The following is a 20,610-nucleotide window of genomic DNA, read 5'->3' on the forward strand; positions in this document are numbered from 1 at the left end:
ATAGTCAAATTAAAATGGAATAATAATGAATCCTCAAGTTAAGCATTCACACCACTTTTCTGCGCGTAACCAAGCGGGTGAAAGAAGGACTTTTTATGTCTTGTTATTAACCGTAGTCACTATGGTGGTGGAGATTGGGGCAGGGACAGTATATGGCTCCATGGCACTGTTGGCCGATGGTTGGCATATGGGGACTCACGCTGCCGCATTTTGTATCACGCTGTTTGCTTATCGTTATGCGAAGAAGCATGAAAACAGTGACCGATTTTCATTTGGTACGGGAAAAGTGAGCGTATTAGGTGGTTATACTAGTGCCATTGCGTTGGGTATTGTTGCCTTGTTGATGTTTACCGAATCGGTGCACCGCCTGCTGAATCCTCAGTCTATTCAGTTCAATGAAGCGATAGTCGTGGCTTGCATTGGTTTGGCTGTGAATGTGGCGAGCATGTTCCTATTGGGCGATCATCATCACGACCATCACGACCATCACGACCATCACGACCATCACGACCATGACCACAGCCACCATCATCATGATCACAACTTAAGAGCGGCTTACATGCATGTGTTGGCCGATGCGCTCACCTCATTGTTGGCGATCGTCGCGTTGTTATTTGGCAAATTCTACGGCTGGAATTGGTTAGATGCAGTTATGGGTATGGTCGGTGCTGCCGTCATCTTAAAGTGGACAATGAACCTACTTAAACAGACGAGTCCGATCCTGCTTGATGAGAGCATTGACTTAAACTATCGCCGGCAGATTATTGAGGAGCTTGCCCCAGATGCTGAGGTGATCGATCTGCATATATGGAGAATCAGTGGTCATCACTATTCGGCAGCGATTGCGCTGCAATCTGATGGTGATTTGAGTGTGAATGACTTTAGGCAACGACTGGAGAAGTTTGATAAGATTAATCATCTTACTCTGGAATTAAATTAGTCATTTGTCATGCAAAACCTTGAACACCTAAGCCAGCTTATTACCGAATTTTACGACAAGATGTCTTCTTGGGAGCAATCGGTTGTGAAAGAGACGGGCTATTCATTAGCTCAGGTACACACTATCGAAGTACTGGGTGTTCATGGTGCTCTGCGTATGAAAGAGCTCTCTGAAAAACTTGGAATCACGACAGGAACGCTGACGGTTCAGATTGAAAAGTTGGTCAAAGCGGAGTTAGTGAAGCGCTGCGAGCATCCTACAGACAGACGCGCCATCGTGGTTGACTTAACGCCAGCAGGGCAAGCGATTCATACCCAGCACAACCAGTTGCACCTCGACCTTGTGAATGACTTAACCAGTGGCATCTCTTCCAAAGAGACTCAGATTCTGACGGTATGCTTAGAGAAAATGAATCGCAAGTTTTAGTCAATAAAAATCCAGTTAGTAAAAGCTAGCCGATAAAAAAGGCTAGCCTCCCCCCGAAGTCTAGCCTTATTCCAGAACGCGCAAGCGAAGCGTCTTTGTCTGTTAGTCATATTATATAATTACGACATAACATTCTGCCACGTTCAATTTACGACTATCTAACAAATTAGTGTGAATCGTCCCGCATATTTAAAACTGCATACAAATTAGGCATTGGGCGTCAGTTCCAAATCATCTCCGATGAAGCCACCCGTTTGATGATTCCACAGTTGAGCATAGATGCCATCTTGTGCGATGAGCTCTTGATGTGTGCCTTCTTCAACGATGTTGCCTTGGTCGAGTACGATCAAGCGATCCATTGCTGCGATAGTCGACAAGCGGTGCGCTATTGCAATTACCGTTTTACCTTCCATCAGTTCAATCAAGCTCTCTTGGATTGCAGCTTCAACCTCAGAGTCGAGTGCAGATGTCGCTTCATCCAGTACCAATAGCGGTGCATTCTTTAGTAGGACACGAGAGATTGCGATACGTTGACGCTGACCCCCTGACAGTTTCACACCTCGTTCACCCACTTGAGCGTCGTAACCTAAGTTGCCGAACGGGTCGGTGAGGGTTTCGATAAACTCATGTGCGTGAGCCTGCTTAGTGGCTGCATATAACTCTTCGTCGGTTGCTTCAGGGCGACCGTAAAGGATGTTGTCTTTGATAGAGCGGTGTAGCAGTGAGGTGTCTTGCGTCACCATACCTATGTTGCTGCGCAGCGAGTCTTGTGTGACGTCAGTGATCCCTTGCCCATCAATCAAAATTTGACCTTTTTCAACGTCATGGAAGCGAAGCAGCAAGTTGACCAGTGTTGATTTACCCGCACCGGAGCGTCCTACTAGCCCCACCTTTTCACCTGGCTTGATATTGAGATTAAGATTATTAATGACCCCTTTATTTTCACCATAGTTGAAACTCACGTTATCAAAGTGGATGCCACCTTGTGGTACTTGCAGTGGTTCTGCATTCGGTTTGTCTTCAATAGCAATTGGCTTTGCTAGCGTTTTTATGCCATCGATGACGGTGCCCAAGTTTTCAAATAGACCACCGATTTCCCACATGATCCACTTAGACATACCATTGATACGCAGTGCTAAACTGACCGCAATAGCGATTGCACCAACGGTGATCGCGTCTTCTAACCATAGATAAATAGAGATACCAGCAATACTGAAAACCAGAAGGTAGTTAGCAAACTCAACCCATACGTTAAAGCCTGTCACTAAACGCATTTGACGGTAAACCGTGTCGAGGAAGCCTTCCATTCCCTCTTCTGCATATTCCGTTTCACGCTTGCTGTGTGAAAACAGTTTAACTGTGGAGATATTGGTGTAGCTGTCGACAATGCGACCAGTCATCAGTGAACGCGCATCGGCTTGTTCAGAAGAGACATCTTTTAGCTTAGGTACAAAATGCAGCTGAATACCGACGTAGACGAATAGCCAGATAAGCATAGGAGCCATTAAGCGCCAATCGGATTCGGCCAACATGAACAGCATTGCCGTAAAGTAGACCGTCACATAGACGAATACATCGACCATCTTGGTCACGGTTTCGCGAACGGCCAAAGATGTTTGCATCACCTTAGTTGCGACACGTCCAGCAAAGTCATCTTGATAGAAAGAGAGGCTCTGCTTAAGAAGGTAGCGGTGAGCAAGCCAACGAATCGACATCGGGTAGTTGCCCAGCAAAGTTTGATGAAGCAAGAGAGAATATACCGCGATCATGACTGGCATGATGACCAACAACAGAACCCCTAAACCAATCAAGGTTGATTGGTTATCAGCAAGGAAGGTCTCTTTGTCACTGGTCGATAACCAATCCACGAGCTGACCCATATAACCAAATAACGCAACCTCGATGATTGCAATAGTCATGCTCATTAAGCCAAGAAGCAGTAACGGCTTTTCAAAGCCACGTGTGTAATGTCGACAAAAAGCCAATATGCCACTTGGGGGCTGTATGGGTTCGTCTTTTGGAAAGGCTTGGGTAAAGCCTTCAAATTTCTTATACATAGGTTTCCCTTAGTCAACCTCAGCATCTGTGTGCAAAGTTGTAATTATTGTGGTGATTTTAGGTCACGAGTAAAACAAGTCTATGGCAACGCACAAAGCGAAATCACAGTTATTTTTTAATGAGTTAGGGTTGATGTGATAAGAGACGTTGACTGACTGCCGCGGGATCAACGTGTTATGCAACAGGGTTATCCTAACGCTAATTGGGTTAAATTGTAACCAAAACTGACACTTAGCGTAATATTGATGTATGAATATAGTACGGTAAATGGACAGATGTTTGTGTTGAGAGTTGCGCAGTAAAAACTAGGGAAGATCGGCTATTTCGCAGGAATTATTGAGGTTAGGTAATGAAATTATCAATAATTCAGTGATTTTTCTCGTAACAACCTGTTTACAATTGGCGGGTAAATTCCAGATAGGGACAGTTGAGATGTTAAACCTACATGAAAAATCACTGCAGACAACCAATGTACAAAATGCAAACTGTGTAGTGATGGTGCCACCTAAAGAGTTTCGTTTTAACGAAGAGACCGCGCGTGACAATGAATTTCAGCAGCGCGTTAACTTGACTCAAGAAGAAGTAAAATCGCAAACCATGACTGAGTTTAAGGAAATGGTGAAGGTACTTCGCAAAGAAGGCGTACAAGTAGTCGAGTTTGATTATCCTGAACTTGGTGTTGAAACACCGGATGCGGTTTTCCCAAATAACTGGTTTAGTACTGTTAGCGATGGCAGCTTATATACTTTCCCAATGGCGTGTGAAAATCGTCAACATGAAGTGAAGCCTAACGCTCTCATCGAAGCGCTCGAAGCGGCTGGTCGTATCGTCAATCATGTGGATACGCTTGAATCTTATTTACAGCAGGGTGCTTACCTTGAAAGTACAGGCGTAATGGTGATCGATCACATCAACAAAACCATCTATGCAGCCCTTTCTCAACGCTGTGATAGAGAAGTATTGGAAGATTACGCAAAGCGTATCGGTTATTCGCGAGTGGTTTCTTTCCAGACAGCTTTGCCTTCAGGTCAACCGATTTACCATACCAATGTGATGATGGCGATTGGTGATAATTTCTGTGTGATCTGTGATGAAGTGATTCCGGAGTTCGAGCGTCGCTTCGTTGTGAAGTCCCTTGCTAAAGACAAGCAAGTGATCTCGATTTCGATTGATCAAATGAACCGTTTCTGCGGCAACATCCTTCAACTTGAAACGGTAAATGGCGATAAAGTGATTGCGATGTCGCAGTCGGCTTTTGATGCGTTCTCTCCTGCACAACGCGCTCAGCTCGCGACGCACGGAAAACTGCTGCCATTCAATGTGAAAACCATTGAAGATATTGGCGGTGGCTCAGTACGCTGCATGCTTGGTGAGGTGTTCTTACCTACCAGAGTGAATCGCTTGTAATTTTCAGAGAACAAAAAACCACTTCAGTTGAAGTGGTTTTTTGTATCTTGATTGTCCCTAACGAAAACTCTTATGTTCAATGAAGTGGCTGGAACGCTGCACCACTTCTTTCGAGTACACCAGTGCGGTGTGATTAAGGTTGAGCGCGCAGGTGTCGGTTGCTCCTTTTAGGTTGGCGTCCTCCAGTGTTACCGTGCCATCACCTTGATTCTTTCCGAGTACAATTCGGCCTACCCCCGCATCATAAGTGCCAGTGATAACGCCAATTGGAACATCGTTATCATAGTCTCCTAGCCCGTCATTTAGGATGTGTTTGGTGGAGCCAAAAATGAATCCGAGTCCATGATTTGACAACATTTTGGCGATGGTTGCGCCGTTGTGTGGCGTTCCTGCGGTAATGATGCAGGTATCGGCAAACTTTGGCTGATAATGCTTGAAGTAGTGACGAATCAGTAAACCACCCAGTGAGTGCCCAAAGAAGTAGACCTCATCATTTTCATCAAAACGGGCAGTGACAAATCGATTCAATCGTTTGGAAGCGGAAGGAAAACGCAAAGAGTTATAGGCAAACTTATGAGTTTGAAAGCCGCGCTTTGTAAAGTTTCTATCTAGATACTGCATGATCAGTGCAGGCATATAGAGGCCGTGAATTAATATTATGTGTTTGTTTTTATTGTTCATTTCACCTCCGATTAATGCTCTCTTCAGTGTATTTATTTGCCCAAGCAAACTCAATACAAATCGATCGCGACGGAGTGAAAACGGTACATGATAAAGCGGAACCATCAGTGGCTTTAATTAAACAAGCCTCAAGTGACAACTCATGGTCCAAAAAATCCGAGTGCTGCGCAACACTCGGATTTTTTTGACTTAACTCGCTCTGTTTTTTTGACTTAACTCACTTTGTTTTTAGCCAATCACTAGGAAGAAGAGAGCGGTTGCGACGATACCGATCAGTGCGTACGGGAACTGAGTCGTTGCGTGTTGCATTGATGTACAACCTGAGCCTTGTGCTGATAGAACCGTTGAATCACTGAAGAAACAAGAGTGGCTGCCCGCCGCTGATGCTGATAGAAGTGCCGCTACAGTAAGGTGCAGTGGTACGCCAAGCTGCTCACCTAGAGGTAATACGATTGGCATTGCGACTGCGAATGTGCCCCATGAAGATGCGGTCGCGAATACGAGCGCTCCGGTGATCATGAAGATGATTGCAGGAAAGTAAGACACGGATAGGTAAGGGCTTACTGTTTCGATGACATACTGGGTCACGCCTAGAGAATCGTTAACCGATTTTAGCATGAAGCCGCCAATTACCGTTGCCAGTGGCAATAACATTACTTTGATACCGTCGTATACTGCTTCGAACATATCGTTCATCGAGATAAGACGCTGCACACCGTAGAAACAGATAGTAAATATGATTGCGACAAACACACCAGCGAGTAGATCGATACCGAAGTACCAGCTCGCTGCAACCAACACCACCATTGGTAGTAAGAAGTTGATTAGGCCCATAGTTGGACTAGTGTGCGCCGAGGTATCCTCGCCAAAGTCGATATCTGCTGAGCCATCTGGGCGAACTTGTCCTTTTTTCGCGCGCTCTTCAGCCACCTTCATTGCACCCAAGTCAGGCAGCTTTTCCATTGCAACGAGAAGCACAATTGCTAGTGTTACCCAGCCATATGCCATGTAAGGAATGGCTTCGATGTAAGTTTTGATACCTTGGCCTGCTTCAGCAACGTCATTTGCTTCCAGCAATGAACTAAAGAAGATTGCCCACGTTGAAATTGGTACCAGAATACAGATAGGGGCCGCGGTCGAATCTACGAGGTAAGAGAGTTTTTCACGAGAAATGTTGTAGCTATCCGTGATCTTCTTCATTGAAGAGGATATAGCAATCGCATTTAGGTAGTCATCAATGAAGATCAGAATGCCGAGGAAGAAGGTCATCAGCATGGATTGCTTACGACTCTTAACCTTAGTTACCAGCATGTCAGAGAAGCTTAGGATACTGCCGCCCTTTTCCAGAATTGCAATTAAGCCGCCCATCAGGCCACAAACAAGCACGATCCATGCAATGGTTTCGTTCATCATCACATCCATTGAGATGCCAACGAGCAACTCCACCGCTTCGGTTGGGTTCAGTAGCAAAACACCTGCGATTGTGCCGCTAAATAGTGCTTCTACGGTGCGATGCGTCGTGAGTGCGAACACCAACACCAGAGCCGTTGGAAGCAAGCTCATCCACCCGTAAGCTTCTCCTTCTTGGTGGTTCAATCCAATTGTAGTGAAGAAGACAAACGTCGCCACTACCAGTAGGGATACCATAATGTGTTGAGTGTTGATCTTCAGCGGCGCGTCCAACGCCTTGGTTTGCGTAGTCATACGTATATTTCCTTTATTTATGCTGAGTGCAACATCCATTCGATTTCTAATGGGGTGATTTCGCGTTCAAAGTCGGCGAGTTCACTCCGTTTGCAAGCTATATATAAATCGATAAAGTCTTTAGAGATGTACGGAGCCAGCTCACTGCGTTCTAGCTGGTCGAGTGCTTCTGACATACGCAGTGGTAGGTCAATTGCATCATCACTGAGGGCTTTAGGACATTGGTCTTTGGTATAGTTTTCACTCGCTAATACCGCGGAAAGTACTACTGCAGCGAGAATATAAGGGTTAACGTCAGCTCCTGCTATGCGATGCTCAATTCGGCGATTTTTACTATCGCTGATGGGCACGCGCATCGCAACACCGCGGTGGTTTTCTCCCCAATCGGCTTTCGTAGGTACGTAAGCGCCAGGAACAAAACGGCGGTAGGAGTTTACGTTAGGACAAATCAACGCCATGGCGTCGGATGTTTGAGCTAACATCGCAGCCATAGTTTGATAAAAGAGGTCACTGGCTTCGCCATCGGTTTGGCTAAAGTGGTTGTTGCCGAGTGCATCCACCAAGCTAAGGTGAATATGCATGCCATTGCCAGCTTGGTCGCTAAACGGCTTAGCCATAAAGGTGGCATCAAAACCGTGCTGGTGGGCAATCTGGCGAATTAAACGTTTGGCGATGATCACTTCATCACATGCGTTGAGCACATCTTTTGAGTGGTTGAAGTTAATCTCAAACTGCCCCGGTGCGGATTCAGAGAGTGCGCCAGAGGTATTTAATCCCTGTTCTTGGGCGACCTTGTTAAGGTCGGAGAGGAAGTCGGCGTAGTCATCGAGACCGTCTAGGTCGTACACCTCAGTATCTTTCTCACGTGACTTTTTGGTTGGGTTAATAGCCGTTTGTAGAGCACCCATCTCGCCACGCTTTTTGTCGATGAGGTAGAACTCCAGCTCTAAGGCAACGCACGGGTACTGGTTTTTAGCGTGCAGTTTATCGAGCATGTCTTCAACGATATTACGAATGAATAGTGGATTGGGTTGTTCCGCTGTCTCATCCATCATACTTAACAACACTTGACCGACTGCCTCATTCGCCGTTGGCATCAGTGTGCCAGCGACAGGGAAACAGATGTTGTCTGGCTCGCCTAAATCTTCGCCTAAACCAGCGCTCTCTACCACATTGCCTTTAGTATCGAGAGTAATAGTAGAGAGTGGTAGCGCAACCCCCTTCGATAACTTATCTAGTGCTTCAACTGGGATTCTTTTCCCTCTTGGTGTGGCATTGATATCGGTGAAAATGAGGTCAACAAACTCGATGTTGGGCCATGTTTGTCGAAAATTTTTAACTTCCTGTAGATACGATTCCATTGAGTTCTCCAACTAGCCTCTGTACAGCAAATTTAACGAAACAAAAAACAAACAACTGTGTTGCGCACATTAGACAAAAGTCTATGTAATTCGCTTTATTTGCTTAAAATACAATGATTTATTTTGATTTATCTTTCAGTTGTAAGGTTTTTGAAAGATGTTTTTGTTAACTATTTTGTAACAGGTGGGTTCTTTTTGCTCAATATAATGAGCAAAATTAGATGTTTTTTTAACCAAAAAAGGGGCGTTGGTCACGTTTTGGTCAGAATATCTAACATTGGCGTTGATAATTTTGTACATGGTTTGTAGTGTGAATGTTAAATAAATCGAGCACGGAAATGACATGTCTACACAAAGAAAACCCATTATTGGAATTGTTAGCTGCGCGAAAGAGTTGGGTGGTTATCAAATACAAGCCGTTAATGATTTCTATCTGGCGGCAGTAAAAGATTTCGGCGGGTTGCCGCTGATGTTAGCACCAGATATGTCGAATGAAGATATCGAACAAATCTTCGAAATGTGTGATGGCTTTTTATTTCCGGGCAGTCATTCGAACGTAGCACCGCACCATTACAACGCGACGCATCAAGAGGCGAAGAAAGATGAAGCGCGTGACGAGCTCTCTTTTTCATTGCTACGTAAAGCGATCGATAAAGACATTCCATGTTTAGGGATCTGCCGTGGCTTTCAAGAGATGAATGTGGCGCTGGGTGGATCGTTGAATCCAGCAGTTCATGATTCGGGCTTTAATGATCATCGAGAGATCGACGTCGACGACTTTGAAGAGAAGTACGCACCATCACATGCAGTACTGGTGCAAAAGCAGAGCCTTTTTGAGAAATGGCTGACAGAGAATCACTGGGAAACCACGGTCTTTTTTGAAGTAAACACGCTTCATAATCAAGGTGTTGACCAACTTGCTCCACAACTGCAGGTAGAAGCGAAAGCACCAGATGGTTTGGTGGAAGCGTTCAGCCTTCCAGGACAAAAATTCTTCGTTGGCGTGCAGTGGCACCCAGAATGGAAAGCGAAAACCAATCATTTCTCTCAAATTTTGTTCAAAGAATTTATGATGGCTGCCTCTCTATAAGTTAGGAGCCAGATACATGGACAATCAAGAGATTGGTAAAAATATTGTTCAGTTAAGAAAAGAACATGGATTGTCACAACGAGAATTAGCCGAGCGAGCTGGCATTACACATAGTGCTATCTCCTCTATTGAGAACGCTAAGGTCAGCCCTTCAGTGAGCTCGTTGCAAAAAATAGTGAACGTTTTTTCTTTGTCGCTATCGGAGTTTTTCACCTTTGAAAAGCCAGCCAGTGATGAAGTAAAGGTTGTCGTTACCCCTGATGATTTGGTGGAGATGGGCAGTGAGTCTGTTTCAATGAAGCTAGTTACCAATGGCAGTAAAGATCAGGTCATCGGGTTTTTAATCGAAGAGTATGCCCCACATGGAACGACTGGTGCGGCAGAAATTAAACATGAAGGCGAAGAGATCGGGACCATTCTTGAGGGTGAAATCACGCTTGAGTATAAAGACCAGTCTTACGTCCTTAAACAAGGCGAGTCGTACGTCATTGATACAACTCAGCCGCATAAGTTTACAAATCACACAGACAAGGCTTGTCGAATGATAAGCGCGCATACGCCAACCACATTCTAAGTGGGCCTTGCCTTGTTGTGATAACAAGGAGAGCGTATGAAAACCCAGGAACAATGGATTGAATTACAAAACAGTCTAAACATCGAAAATCGAGCATTTATTAACGGCGAGTACACGCTTGCCATCGGCGGTCAAATGCTTGATGTCATCAACCCAGCAACGGACGAAACGCTTACAGAAATCGCGCGTTGCCAAGAAGAAGATGTTGATCTTGCGGTAACATGCGCTCGTCAAGCCTTTCAAGCGGGTGAATGGAGCAACAGTGCTCCATCTCATCGTAAAGCTGTCCTAAGTTTATTCGCTGATCTTATTGATGAGCACCGTGAAGAGCTCGCATTACTGGAAACACTCGATACCGGAAAACCTATTAATCACAGTGTCTCTACCGATATTCCGGGCGCTGCAGGCTCTTTGCGTTGGTACGCAGAAGCGATTGATAAAGTCTACGGTGAAGTCGCACCAACCGAAAAAGATGTACACGCCTACATCTCTCACCAACCTATTGGTGTTGTCGCCGCGGTGGTTCCGTGGAACTTCCCTCTATGGTTAGCCTGTTGGAAGCTCGGCCCTGCGCTCGCGGCTGGTAACAGCGTCATTCTCAAGCCGTCAGAAAAATCCTCACTCACTGCAATCTTCCTTGGCAAGCTTGCCAATCAAGCAGGTCTTCCTCGTGGCGTATTCCAAGTCATTACTGGCTATGGTCATGAAGCTGGGGATGCACTAGCTAAACACCATGATGTTGACTGCATCGCCTTTACCGGTTCAACCCGAATCGCTGGTCAGTTAATGGTTCGCTCTGGTGAGACTAACCTCAAACGTGTCTTTGCAGAAGCGGGCGGTAAGAATGCCAATATTGTGTTCGAAGACTGTGACGATCTTGACCGCGCAGCGGCTGAAACGGCAGGTGGCTGCTTCTATAACCAAGGTGAAGTGTGTGTCGCAGCAACTCGATTGCTGGTTCATGAAAGCATTAAAGATCAGTTTGTTGAGAAGGTGATTGAAGCGTCTAAAGCCTTCACGCCAAAAGACCCAATGGACACCACTTGTTCTATGGGCGCGCTGATCGATCAAGGGCATAAAGCCAAAGTGCTGGAGTACATCCACCTTGGTCAAACTGAGGGTGCAACACTGCGCTGCGGTGGTGATGTCGATGGCAAAGGCGCGTTCGTTGAGCCAACCATTCTCGACAACGTCGACAATAAGATGCGTGTCGCGCAGGAAGAGATTTTTGGCCCTGTGTTGTGCGTGATTCCTTTCAAAGATGAGCAAGAGGCGATCGCCATTGCTAACGATTCTAAATATGGCCTAGGTGCCGCTCTTTGGAGCAGCAATATTAATCGTGTTCACCGTGTGGCTAAGCAGCTTCAAGCGGGTTCTGTCTGGGTCAATAACTATAACGAAGGTGACATGACTGTCCCATTTGGTGGATTCAAAATGAGTGGTAACGGCCGTGATAAATCACTGCACGCCATTGAAAAATTCACAGAAACCAAAACGACTTGGATTCGCCTACACCCTTAAGCCTGCTGACGAATAACAAAGGAATAAAGCAATGAATAAGCATACGGACTCGTTTTACGCGCACTCAGTACCAAACATGCCAGATTTCCCACAACTTCAAGACAACATCGAGTGTGATGTGTGTGTGGTTGGTGCCGGTTTCTCTGGTTTATCTTCAGCACTGCATCTGGCAGAGAAAGGCTTCAAAGTGGTGGTGCTAGAAAGTGCGAAAGTCGGTTTTGGCGCAACCGGTCGCAACGGCGGTCAGATCGTTAACAGCTACAGCCGAGATGTTGACGTAATTGAAAGCCGTTACGACCAATCTCAAGCTAAAGCACTGTGTGACATGATCTTTGAAGGTGGTGACATCATTCGTGGCCTTATCGATAAGTACGATATCGAATGTGATCATAAGCGCGGTGGCCTATTTACAGCTCTGAACAAAAAGCAGCTCGCTGGTCTAGAGCACCACAAGAAAAACTGGGAGCGTTACGGCAATGACCAACTGACTCTGCTTGATGCCAATGAGGTAGAAGCGGCAGTTGGTACACAGGTTTACACTGGCGGTCTGCTCGATATGCGTGGTGGTCACATCCATCCGCTAAAACTGGCGCTCGGTGAAGCAGCAGCGTTTGTCTCTTTGGGTGGTCAAATTTTCGAACAGTCTGCAGTAACGTCGCTAGAGAAGGGCGTAAACCCTGTGGCTAGAACGGCTCACGGCAGCGTGAAGTGTAAGTACCTAGTGTTGGCAGGGAACGCGTATCTTGGTGGCCTGGCTCCGAATATCAGCAACAAAGCGATTCCGTGTGGTACCCAAGTGGTGGCGACAGAGCCGCTGACTGATGAGCAACTTAAGCAAGTACTGCCAAGCGACTACTGTGTTGAAGATTGTAATTACCTACTGGATTACTTCCGTCTAAGTGCTGATAAACGACTGCTGTTTGGTGGTGGCGTGGTGTACGGTGCTCGTGACCCAGAGAATATCGAAGCTTTGATTCGTCCTAAGCTCGAGAAGGTTTTCCCTCAATTGAAAGGGATTAAGATTGATTACACTTGGACGGGTAACTTCCTGCTCACTTACTCGCGTATGCCTCAGTTCGGCGCATTCGACGACAACATCTACTACCTACAAGGTTACAGCGGCCATGGTGTCACTTGTACTCACCTTGCAGGCAAACTATTGGCGGAAGCCTTAACCGGACACGCAGAGCGATTTGATGCTTTCGCAGCGTTGAAGCACTACGCCTTCCCGGGTGGTCGCCACTTCCAAATCCCATTCACAGCAGTAGGTGCAGCGTATTACAACCTAAGAGACAAACTGGCTATCTAATCCAGACATAGATAAGGAATATCGAATGAGTAGAGTAGTGAAATTTGCAGCCTTACAACTGACTAAGAGCTGGGATCTGGAAGATAATCTGAACAAAGCCAAGCAGGCGATTCGTGAAGCAGCGAGCAACGGTGCCAACGTCATTCTGCCACAAGAGCTGTTTGCAGCGCCTTACTTCTGTAAGAAACAGGAAGCGAAATACTTCGAGTTGGCAGAAGAGACAGAAAACTGCTCACTGATTAAAGAGATGAGCGCACTCGCTAAAGAGCTGGGTGTGGTGATCCCAGTGAGCTATTTTGAAAAAGCGGGTAACACCTTCTTTAACTCGTTAGTGATGATCGATGCGGATGGTACGGTACTCGACAATTACCGCAAGTCACACATTCCAGATGGACCGGGCTACAGCGAGAAGTACTACTTCAGCCCAGGTGACACAGGCTTCAAGGTTTGGAAGACCAAGTATGGCACTTTTGGCGCCGGCATTTGTTGGGATCAATGGTTCCCAGAACTGGCTCGCAGCTTAGCCTTGCATGGCGCTGAAGCGATCTTCTACCCAACTGCGATCGGTAGCGAGCCACAAGACCCAACCCTTGATTCACGTGATCATTGGCAACGCACGATGCAAGGCCATTCTGCTGCGAACTTGGTCCCTGTCATCGCGTCAAACCGAGTGGGTACTGAAGTGGATGATGGTATTGAGACGACCTTCTACGGCTCATCTTTCATCACCGACCATACTGGTGGCAAGCTTGCTGAAGCGCCACGTGAAGGTGAAGCGATCATCTATGCCGAAGTCGATTTAGCGGCAACGGCGCAGGCTCGTCATTCATGGGGGTTATTCCGTGACCGTCGACCAGATCTCTACGGCAGTGTAGGCAAACTGGCGGTATAAGGGGGCACTATGCAGCTATCAACCACGCCTCGACAAGATGGCTTCTACTTTCCGGCAGAGTTTCAGCCGGTAAGTGAAGTGTGGCTTGCTTGGCCTGAGCGAAAAGATAATTGGCGTGAACAAGCACAGCCTGCACAGCGCACCTTTGCCCGCATTGCCAACGCGATTTCGGAAGTAACCAAGGTGTGCGTAGCGGTTAGCTGTAAGCAGTTTGATAGAGCTCGTGATTTGCTTCATTCCGATATTAGACTGGTCGAGATCCCATACAATGATGCTTGGATGCGTGACATAGGTCCAACGGTAGTGGTGAACGAGCAAGGCGACCGCCGCGGTGTCAGCTGGCAGTTCAATGCGTGGGGCGGGGATTACAATGGTCTGTATGACAACTGGCAGCAAGACGATTTAGTCGCGAGCTCGGTGTGTGACATCATTGGCCTTGATCATTATCGAGCCCCGTTTGTTCTAGAGGGCGGCGCCATTCATACCGACGGCGAAGGGACCCTGTATACCACTCAAGAGTGTTTGCTTAGTCCGGGGCGCAACCCAGCGATGAGTCAGCAACAGATAGAAACGAACCTAAAAGAGTATCTTGGTATCGATAAAGTTATCTGGCTACCAAAGGGGCTGTTTAACGACGAGACCGACGGTCACGTCGATAATCTGATGCACGTTATTGCACCGGGTAAGGTTGTGTTGAGCTGGACTGATGATCCAAGTGACCCGCAGTTCGACCTGTCACGTCAAGCGGAACAAGCACTTAAATCGCAAACTGATGCTCAAGGCCGAAACATCGAAGTGATCCGCTTGCCGTTGCCGGGGCCTTTGCACTACAGCGAGGCTGAAGCCAACGGTGTCGATAAGAGTGAAGGCATGGTGCGCGATGCGGGAGAACGCCTAAGTGCCTCTTATGCAAACTTTCTTATCGTAAATGAGTATGTCTTTTTACCTCTGCTCGATGATACAACCGACTCGCAAGCGATAGAGATACTGCAACAGGCAATGCCTGAGCATCAGGTGATTGGGATCCCATCACGTGAAGTATTATTGGGTGGTGGCAACATTCACTGCATTACCCAGCAGATCCCTGCTTAGCCATCATCAATTAAAATTACTCATAGCCGCGGATGACTGAATCAGTCAACAAAGAGCGGCATTGTTTAGCTGTCAAAAGGAATCACCATGCAACAAATTAACAACCAAACATTGCTATCGTTTATGGTGTCGGACCAAGAGCAGGGCATTGCTGTCACCAACCCTGCTACTGGTGAAGTGTTGGGTTATGCCCCAGTCTCTTCAGAGCAAGCCATTTTAGATGGTGTTGAACGCGCAAGTGTCGCGCAAAAAGAGTGGGCGGCAATGCCTGCAAAAGCACGCGCTGCTCTATTGAACAAGTGGTATCAACTGCTGCTTGAAAACAAAGAAGATCTTGGCCGTCTAATGACGCTAGAGCAAGGTAAGCCGCTCGCAGAAGCGCAGGGCGAGGTACTCTATGGTGCAAGCTTTATCGAGTGGTTTGCTGAAGAAGCTAAGCGTACTTATGGCGAAACGATCCCTGCCCCGAGTGGTGATAAGCGTCTTGTAACGATCAAGCAGCCCATTGGTGTCGCATGCGCAATCACGCCATGGAACTTCCCAATTGCAATGATCACTCGCAAAGCCGGGCCTGCACTTGCTGCAGGTTGTAGTTTCATCGTGAAGCCATCGGACTCGACACCGTTGTCTGCATTCGCTGTCGCTGAATTAGCGTACCAAGCGGGCATTCCGCGCGATGTATTGCAGGTGACTCTGGGCGAAAGCTCTCGTCAGATCGGTGCGATTTTTACTTCTCACCCACTGATTCGTAAGTTCTCGTTCACGGGCTCAACTCAAGTGGGTAGCGTTCTGATGCAGCAAAGTGCGCACGACATCAAACGCACCTCAATGGAACTGGGCGGCAACGCGCCATTTATTGTGTTTGATGACGCAGATATCGACGCAGCCGTAGCGGGTGCGATGGCATCTAAGTTCCGTAATGCAGGTCAAACGTGTGTGTGCGCCAACCGATTCTATGTTCACAGCAAAGTCTACGATGAGTTCGTGACCAAGTTTGACGCAGCGGTTCAGCAGCTCAAGGTCGGTAATGGCTTAGATGAAGGTGTGAACATTGGCCCTGTGATCAGCGAGTCAGCGAAAGCAGGCATTCAAGCTCTGATTGATGGTGCAATCGAGCAAGGTGCGCAGCCAGTTTCGGAAGTGCCGAATCTTGATGGCCTGTTCATGCAGCCGGTGGTACTCAAGAACGTAACTCATGACATGCATATTGTCTCGCAGGAGATCTTTGGTCCTGTCGCGCCTGTGATTGCATTCGATAACGACGAGCAATTGATCGAGATGGCTAACGACACCATCTACGGCCTCGCATCGTACTTCTACAGTCAAAACATCCATCGCGTCTGGAAGATCGCTGAAGCGCTCGAGTACGGCATGGTCGGCATTAATGAAGGCATGATTTCTACCGAAGTGGCTCCGTTCGGTGGGGTAAAACAGTCCGGTATCGGACGTGAAGGGGCAAAACAAGGTATCGATGAATACATGGACATCAAATATCTCTGCTTTGGCGGCAACTAATTTAAGGACAAATCAATGACTAACCAACAACTACACCAAAGAAGAAGCCAAGTAATCGCTCAAGGTATGGGCGCACTTTATCCACTTTACGTTGAGAAAGCAGAGAACGCCCATGTGTGGGACGTAGATGGCAACAAATACATCGATTTTGCTGCAGGCATTGCGGTAACCAATACCGGTCACTCAAACAAACGCATCAGTGAAGCAGTGAAAGCGCAGTTGGATAACTTCTCTCACACCTGTGCGATGGTGACACCTTACGCTTCGTTCGTTGAACTGGCGGAAAAACTGACTGAACTTGCACCGGGCGATAGCGAAAAGAAAGCGATTTTCCTGACCACAGGCGCAGAGGCAGTAGAGAACGCAGTGAAAGTTGCACGTGCCCATACTGGTCGTAGTGGCGTTATCGCATTTAAAGGTGGGTTCCACGGTCGTACGAACATGACGATGGGTCTGACAGGTAAAGTCGCGCCATATAAAGCGGGCTTTGGTCCTTTCCCGAATGAGATCTTCCATGCACCATACCCAAATGCCTTCCATGGCGTGAGCACCGAGCAGAGCCTACAAGCGCTTGAAGACCTGTTTGCATGTGATATCGAGCCATCACGCGTTGCAGCCATCATCTTCGAACCTGTGCAAGGCGAAGGGGGCTTCTACAAAGCGCCAGCTGAATTCGCGCAAGGGCTACGTGAAGTGTGTGATAAACACGGCATCATGCTCATTGCCGATGAAATCCAAACTGGCTTTGCGCGTACTGGTAAAATGTTCGCTACGGAATACCTAGGCATTGAACCAGATATGATGACCATGGCGAAAGGCATCGCAGGCGGTTTCCCTATCTCTGCTGTGGTAGGCAAAGCGGATGTGATGGATTCGGCACTGCCAGGTGGCCTTGGTGGTACATACGCAGGTTCACCTCTGGGTTGTGTTGCGGGTCTTGAGGTTCTCAAAATTATCGAAGAAGAGCAGTTGTGTGCGAAAGCGATGGGCATTGGTGAGGTGGTTAATGCTCGTATGACTAAGCTTCAAGAGTCAGTGCCTGCAATTGGTGAAATCCGTACTACGGGTGCGATGATGGCGATTGAGTTTGCTTGTCCTGAAACGGGCAAACCTCTGCAAGATCTCACTAAAGCCGTTATCAGCAAAGCGCAAGAGAATGGCTTAATTCTGTTGTCTTGTGGCGTGAAAGCGAACGTAATCCGCTTATTGCCACCATTGACGATCGAGTCAGAAGTTCTTAGCGAGGGTTTGGATAAGCTCGAGAAGATCATTATTGAAGTCGCGTAACTCAAGTTATTCATTTTAATTTAGAGAGAGCACCATTGAGTGCTCTTTTTTTGTGCGGATTTACAATGTAAATGGGACTTTTCGCGAGTTGCCTAAGGTTTTGGGTTTGTAGAATCTCTTTGCTCACTGAGCACCTATTCATTAGAAACATTGTTGTGATAGTCAGGCTCAGATAGATTCTCAGCAAAGCCTATCTCACCGATGATATATAGAGCACTGCCAATAGCATCGAGAGTTTCATTGGCGTTTCTTTCTGGCACGTTAACCACAGTGATGTTGTCGTAATCGTTAGAAGTCGAGCTGGTCTCGAAAGATGCGTAGCCGTTACACACTATGCTTTGGCAATCATGATGCAGCTCTGGTGCTGCTGGTAAGTGTTGAGTTGATAGGTTGTGGATTGGCAGGTTTTTAATCGAACTGATATCCAACACTTCCGGGTTTTCTGCACTTGAGCTGCCTGCACTTGAACCCTCTGTGCTTGAAGTTCCTGCACTTAGGGCGTACCCAGAAAATATTAGTAATAACGGTGTAATTACTTTCATTATAAAACCTTGAATCACTCATAACCTGGGTCAATATTATCGGATTTAAACCAGAATTGCACAGTGTTTTTTATAGTCTGTATTCGATATCGCATAACGCTAATAGCTTCGATAACAGTCATTAACTCTTTAACTAAGTTGGACTTTTTAAAGGCTGCCAATCATGCTTTTAGCCAACACTATCAATATGAATCATCACTGAATCTGGTCGCCAGTACTCGAATTCGCAATCCATCAGCTCACCATCTTGCTTGTAGTTCACACGGCAAATCTTCAGCACTGGTTGACCTTCTGATAGGTTGAGTGCCTTGGCGACATGGGCTGGCGCAGAGGTGGGTATCACATCAAATCGAGAACGCTGGGTTTCGTAACCGTAGTTCTTCTTGTAGATATCGGTGAGTGACATCTTGAGATCGTGCGAGAGGATCTCAGGAAACAAACTTGCCTTCAGTACGTTCTCCACAAACAGCACCACTCTTCCGTCGATGTAGCGCAGCCGTTCAATAACATGAACTGGTGTGATGCTTTCCACTTTTAGTGCCTTGGCGTATTCACCTGCGGCCATTTCTGAACGGGTATTGATAAGACGAGTCTCTGCAATTCGATTTTGATCGCGAATCATTTGATGAAAGTGAGAGCGAGATAGAGGGTTGTATCGGATACGCTCAGGAGAGACAAACCAACCACGTCGATCCTCACGATAGATTAGCCCCTCAGTCTCAAGAGAGATAAGCGCATCTTTGAGCGTGATGCGAGTGGTAGCAAAGAGTTCACTGAGTTCTCTTTCTGAAGGAATCTTTTGCCCCTCTTTATAGATCCCAGACTGGATCTGTTCGCGGATACTGTTTTTGATTTTTCCTAATTGTGTCTCTGAATGGCTGTTGCCCGGCATTCTCATTGTTGATCTAGTCCATGATTCATTGTCGTTACCAGTATATGTCGGCTGTTTAACAATAATGTGACAGTACGTTGTGGTTAAAAGCTGGGCTGTTGAAATAGTTCTGCCATATAAATGCATTTGAACTGTCAAATAAGTTGCCATAAACCGTAACAATCCGCCTCTAGCATACAAAGTGAACTTACTGACCTAGTCCAGAAGGATAGAGACAATGAAAACTTTGCTTTGCCGTTCAACGCTATCACCATCAAAACTGATTGGCGCAACCTTGATGACAGCGACCATTTCAATGCCAGCGATGGCGAATGACGCAGATTTAGACGCACTAGTAAAAGCCGCTCAAAAAGAGGGCGCGGTTTACAGTGTGGGTATGCCAGATAGTTGGGCGAACTGGAAAGACACTTGGGCGGACCTAAAGGAAAACTACGGCTTAAAGCACCAAGATACAGATATGAGCTCGGCGCAAGAGATCTCAAAATTTGAGGCTGAGAAGCGCAATGCAACCGCTGATATTGGTGATGTGGGCTTTGCTTTTGCTCGTGTTGCAGTGAAGAAAGACGTGACTCAACCCTACAAACCCTCAACTTGGGATGATATTCCTGAGTGGGCGAAAGACAAAGATGGTCACTGGGCGCTGGCTTACACTGGAACTATCTCGTTCATCTCAAACAACAATCTAGTCAAAGACGCGCCTAAGACATGGAGTGACCTAATTGAAGGCGACTACAAGGTGACGGTTGGTGATGTAGGCGTTGCAGCGCAAGCAAATAACGCAGTACTCGCAGCCGCGTTTGCCAACGGTGGCGATGAAAGCAACCTAAAACCTGCGATTAAGTTCTTTGGTGAGCTCGCGAAACAGGGGCGTCTGTCTTACACCGATCCAAATATGGCTAACCTAGAAAAAGGTGAAGTTGAAGTAGCGATCATGTGGGACTTCAACGCACTGAACTACCGCGACAAGATTGATCGTGAGCGTTTCACCGTTAGCATTCCACAAGATGGCTCTGTTATCTCGGGTTACACCACCATCATAAACAAATACGCGAAGAACCCTAACGCGGCGAAGCTTGCTCGTGAATACATCTTCAGCGACCAAGGCCAAATCAATCTAGCTGAGGGATATGCGCGTCCAATTCGTACCAACATTACTCTGCCTCAATCAGTACAAGACAAGCTTATTGCGAATGAAGAGTATGGCAATGTTCACCCTGTGACTGACTTCTCTGCATGGGAAAAATCAGCACGTCGCCTGCCACGCCAATGGCAAGAAAGTGTTCTGATTCACCAGCAATAATCCCCATTTGAGTAAGAGA

18 protein-coding genes are annotated in these 20,610 nt (G+C 46.9%); 12 read left to right on the forward strand and 6 right to left on the reverse strand.

Annotated features, from left to right (window positions below; all coding sequences use genetic code 11):
• Positions 1-25 precede the first annotated feature (25 nt).
• Positions 26-940, forward strand: a complete 915-nt coding sequence (gene dmeF / locus AC6I7V_RS17390; protein ID WP_498011718.1) for a CDF family Co(II)/Ni(II) efflux transporter DmeF — start codon at positions 26-28, stop codon at positions 938-940.
• Positions 941-949: 9 nt separating this feature from the next.
• Positions 950-1,366, forward strand: coding sequence for a MarR family winged helix-turn-helix transcriptional regulator (locus tag AC6I7V_RS17395; RefSeq protein WP_498011719.1), 417 nt, complete (start codon positions 950-952; stop codon positions 1,364-1,366).
• 206 nt (positions 1,367-1,572) lie between these two features.
• On the opposite strand, the gene AC6I7V_RS17400 is transcribed toward AC6I7V_RS17395, so the two are convergent.
• Positions 1,573-3,423: an ABC transporter ATP-binding protein gene (locus AC6I7V_RS17400; protein ID WP_255232253.1), complete on the reverse strand. Its 1,851-nt coding sequence runs from the start codon at positions 3,421-3,423 to the stop codon at positions 1,573-1,575.
• 433 nt (positions 3,424-3,856) lie between these two features.
• On the opposite strand from AC6I7V_RS17400, the gene AC6I7V_RS17405 reads away from it, so the two are divergent.
• Positions 3,857-4,831, forward strand: a complete 975-nt coding sequence (locus tag AC6I7V_RS17405) for an arginine deiminase-related protein (protein WP_255232252.1) — start codon at positions 3,857-3,859, stop codon at positions 4,829-4,831.
• Between the two features lie 57 nt (positions 4,832-4,888).
• Here the strand turns inward: AC6I7V_RS17405 and AC6I7V_RS17410 are convergent, their stop codons facing one another.
• From AC6I7V_RS17410 to AC6I7V_RS17420, 3 genes are all read right to left on the reverse strand, one after another.
• Positions 4,889-5,512 (reverse strand): esterase/lipase family protein, encoded by a 624-nt coding sequence (locus tag AC6I7V_RS17410; RefSeq protein WP_261883317.1) that lies wholly within the window; start codon positions 5,510-5,512, stop codon positions 4,889-4,891.
• A gap of 228 nt (positions 5,513-5,740) precedes the next feature.
• Positions 5,741-7,216: a Na+/H+ antiporter NhaC family protein gene (locus tag AC6I7V_RS17415; protein WP_498011720.1), complete on the reverse strand. Its 1,476-nt coding sequence runs from the start codon at positions 7,214-7,216 to the stop codon at positions 5,741-5,743.
• 17 nt (positions 7,217-7,233) lie between these two features.
• Positions 7,234-8,577 (reverse strand): glutamine synthetase family protein, encoded by a 1,344-nt coding sequence (locus tag AC6I7V_RS17420; RefSeq protein ID WP_498011721.1) that lies wholly within the window; start codon positions 8,575-8,577, stop codon positions 7,234-7,236.
• 343 nt (positions 8,578-8,920) lie between these two features.
• On the opposite strand from AC6I7V_RS17420, the gene AC6I7V_RS17425 reads away from it, so the two are divergent.
• From AC6I7V_RS17425 to gabT, 8 genes are all read left to right on the forward strand, one after another.
• Positions 8,921-9,667, forward strand: a complete 747-nt coding sequence (locus AC6I7V_RS17425) for a gamma-glutamyl-gamma-aminobutyrate hydrolase family protein (RefSeq protein WP_498011722.1) — start codon at positions 8,921-8,923, stop codon at positions 9,665-9,667.
• 16 nt (positions 9,668-9,683) lie between these two features.
• Positions 9,684-10,241: an HTH-type transcriptional regulator PuuR gene (gene puuR / locus AC6I7V_RS17430; protein ID WP_255232247.1), complete on the forward strand. Its 558-nt coding sequence runs from the start codon at positions 9,684-9,686 to the stop codon at positions 10,239-10,241.
• A gap of 36 nt (positions 10,242-10,277) precedes the next feature.
• A complete protein-coding gene (locus AC6I7V_RS17435; RefSeq protein WP_255232246.1) occupies positions 10,278-11,762 on the forward strand; it encodes an aldehyde dehydrogenase in 1,485 nt (494 codons plus the stop codon).
• A gap of 31 nt (positions 11,763-11,793) precedes the next feature.
• The gene (locus tag AC6I7V_RS17440; RefSeq protein ID WP_255232245.1) at positions 11,794-13,071 is read left to right on the forward strand and encodes an NAD(P)/FAD-dependent oxidoreductase; all 1,278 of its coding nucleotides are present in this window, start codon (positions 11,794-11,796) and stop codon (positions 13,069-13,071) included.
• Positions 13,072-13,096: 25 nt separating this feature from the next.
• A complete protein-coding gene (aguB, locus tag AC6I7V_RS17445) occupies positions 13,097-13,963 on the forward strand; it encodes an N-carbamoylputrescine amidase (protein ID WP_255232244.1) in 867 nt (288 codons plus the stop codon).
• Between the two features lie 9 nt (positions 13,964-13,972).
• Positions 13,973-15,055, forward strand: coding sequence for an agmatine deiminase (aguA, locus tag AC6I7V_RS17450; protein ID WP_498011723.1), 1,083 nt, complete (start codon positions 13,973-13,975; stop codon positions 15,053-15,055).
• An 87-nt stretch (positions 15,056-15,142) separates the two neighbouring features.
• Positions 15,143-16,570 (forward strand): NAD-dependent succinate-semialdehyde dehydrogenase, encoded by a 1,428-nt coding sequence (locus tag AC6I7V_RS17455; protein ID WP_032553797.1) that lies wholly within the window; start codon positions 15,143-15,145, stop codon positions 16,568-16,570.
• A 15-nt stretch (positions 16,571-16,585) separates the two neighbouring features.
• Positions 16,586-17,857 carry a 4-aminobutyrate--2-oxoglutarate transaminase gene (gene gabT / locus AC6I7V_RS17460; RefSeq protein ID WP_498011724.1) on the forward strand — a complete coding sequence of 424 codons (1,272 nt, stop codon included), beginning with the start codon at positions 16,586-16,588 and terminating at the stop codon, positions 17,855-17,857.
• 134 nt (positions 17,858-17,991) lie between these two features.
• On the opposite strand, the gene AC6I7V_RS17465 is transcribed toward gabT, so the two are convergent.
• Both AC6I7V_RS17465 and AC6I7V_RS17470 read right to left on the reverse strand, forming a co-directional pair.
• Entirely contained in the window at positions 17,992-18,399 is a 408-nt protein-coding gene (locus tag AC6I7V_RS17465; RefSeq protein WP_498011725.1) for a hypothetical protein, read from the reverse strand.
• 169 nt (positions 18,400-18,568) lie between these two features.
• Complete coding sequence (locus tag AC6I7V_RS17470) at positions 18,569-19,297, reverse strand: UTRA domain-containing protein (protein ID WP_261883325.1); 729 nt, start codon at positions 19,295-19,297, stop codon at positions 18,569-18,571.
• A 211-nt stretch (positions 19,298-19,508) separates the two neighbouring features.
• On the opposite strand from AC6I7V_RS17470, the gene AC6I7V_RS17475 reads away from it, so the two are divergent.
• On the forward strand, positions 19,509-20,591 hold the full coding sequence (locus tag AC6I7V_RS17475) for an ABC transporter substrate-binding protein (RefSeq protein WP_498011726.1): 1,083 nt from the start codon (positions 19,509-19,511) through the stop codon (positions 20,589-20,591).
• Positions 20,592-20,610 lie beyond the last annotated feature (19 nt).

The organism is Vibrio sp. KUL70 (assembly GCF_059725515.1).

Excerpts from the sequence above, each read along its gene's own strand:
- aguA (WP_498011723.1), top strand. The coding sequence starts at position 13,973 with ATGCAGCTATCAACCACGCCTCGACAAGATGGCTTCTACTTTCCGGCA.
- gabT (WP_498011724.1), top strand. The coding sequence starts at position 16,586 with ATGACTAACCAACAACTACACCAAAGAAGAAGCCAAGTAATCGCTCAA.
- AC6I7V_RS17455 (WP_032553797.1), top strand. The coding sequence starts at position 15,143 with ATGCAACAAATTAACAACCAAACATTGCTATCGTTTATGGTGTCGGAC.
- AC6I7V_RS17400 (WP_255232253.1), bottom strand. The coding sequence starts at position 3,423 with ATGTATAAGAAATTTGAAGGCTTTACCCAAGCCTTTCCAAAAGACGAA.
- AC6I7V_RS17475 (WP_498011726.1), top strand. The coding sequence starts at position 19,509 with ATGAAAACTTTGCTTTGCCGTTCAACGCTATCACCATCAAAACTGATT.
- AC6I7V_RS17425 (WP_498011722.1), top strand. The coding sequence starts at position 8,921 with ATGTCTACACAAAGAAAACCCATTATTGGAATTGTTAGCTGCGCGAAA.
- AC6I7V_RS17410 (WP_261883317.1), bottom strand. The coding sequence starts at position 5,512 with ATGAACAATAAAAACAAACACATAATATTAATTCACGGCCTCTATATG.
- AC6I7V_RS17435 (WP_255232246.1), top strand. The coding sequence starts at position 10,278 with ATGAAAACCCAGGAACAATGGATTGAATTACAAAACAGTCTAAACATC.
- AC6I7V_RS17440 (WP_255232245.1), top strand. The coding sequence starts at position 11,794 with ATGAATAAGCATACGGACTCGTTTTACGCGCACTCAGTACCAAACATG.
- AC6I7V_RS17465 (WP_498011725.1), bottom strand. The coding sequence starts at position 18,399 with ATGAAAGTAATTACACCGTTATTACTAATATTTTCTGGGTACGCCCTA.
- aguB (WP_255232244.1), top strand. The coding sequence starts at position 13,097 with ATGAGTAGAGTAGTGAAATTTGCAGCCTTACAACTGACTAAGAGCTGG.
- AC6I7V_RS17420 (WP_498011721.1), bottom strand. The coding sequence starts at position 8,577 with ATGGAATCGTATCTACAGGAAGTTAAAAATTTTCGACAAACATGGCCC.
- dmeF (WP_498011718.1), top strand. The coding sequence starts at position 26 with ATGAATCCTCAAGTTAAGCATTCACACCACTTTTCTGCGCGTAACCAA.
- AC6I7V_RS17415 (WP_498011720.1), bottom strand. The coding sequence starts at position 7,216 with ATGACTACGCAAACCAAGGCGTTGGACGCGCCGCTGAAGATCAACACT.
- puuR (WP_255232247.1), top strand. The coding sequence starts at position 9,684 with ATGGACAATCAAGAGATTGGTAAAAATATTGTTCAGTTAAGAAAAGAA.
- AC6I7V_RS17470 (WP_261883325.1), bottom strand. The coding sequence starts at position 19,297 with ATGAGAATGCCGGGCAACAGCCATTCAGAGACACAATTAGGAAAAATC.
- AC6I7V_RS17405 (WP_255232252.1), top strand. The coding sequence starts at position 3,857 with ATGTTAAACCTACATGAAAAATCACTGCAGACAACCAATGTACAAAAT.
- AC6I7V_RS17395 (WP_498011719.1), top strand. The coding sequence starts at position 950 with ATGCAAAACCTTGAACACCTAAGCCAGCTTATTACCGAATTTTACGAC.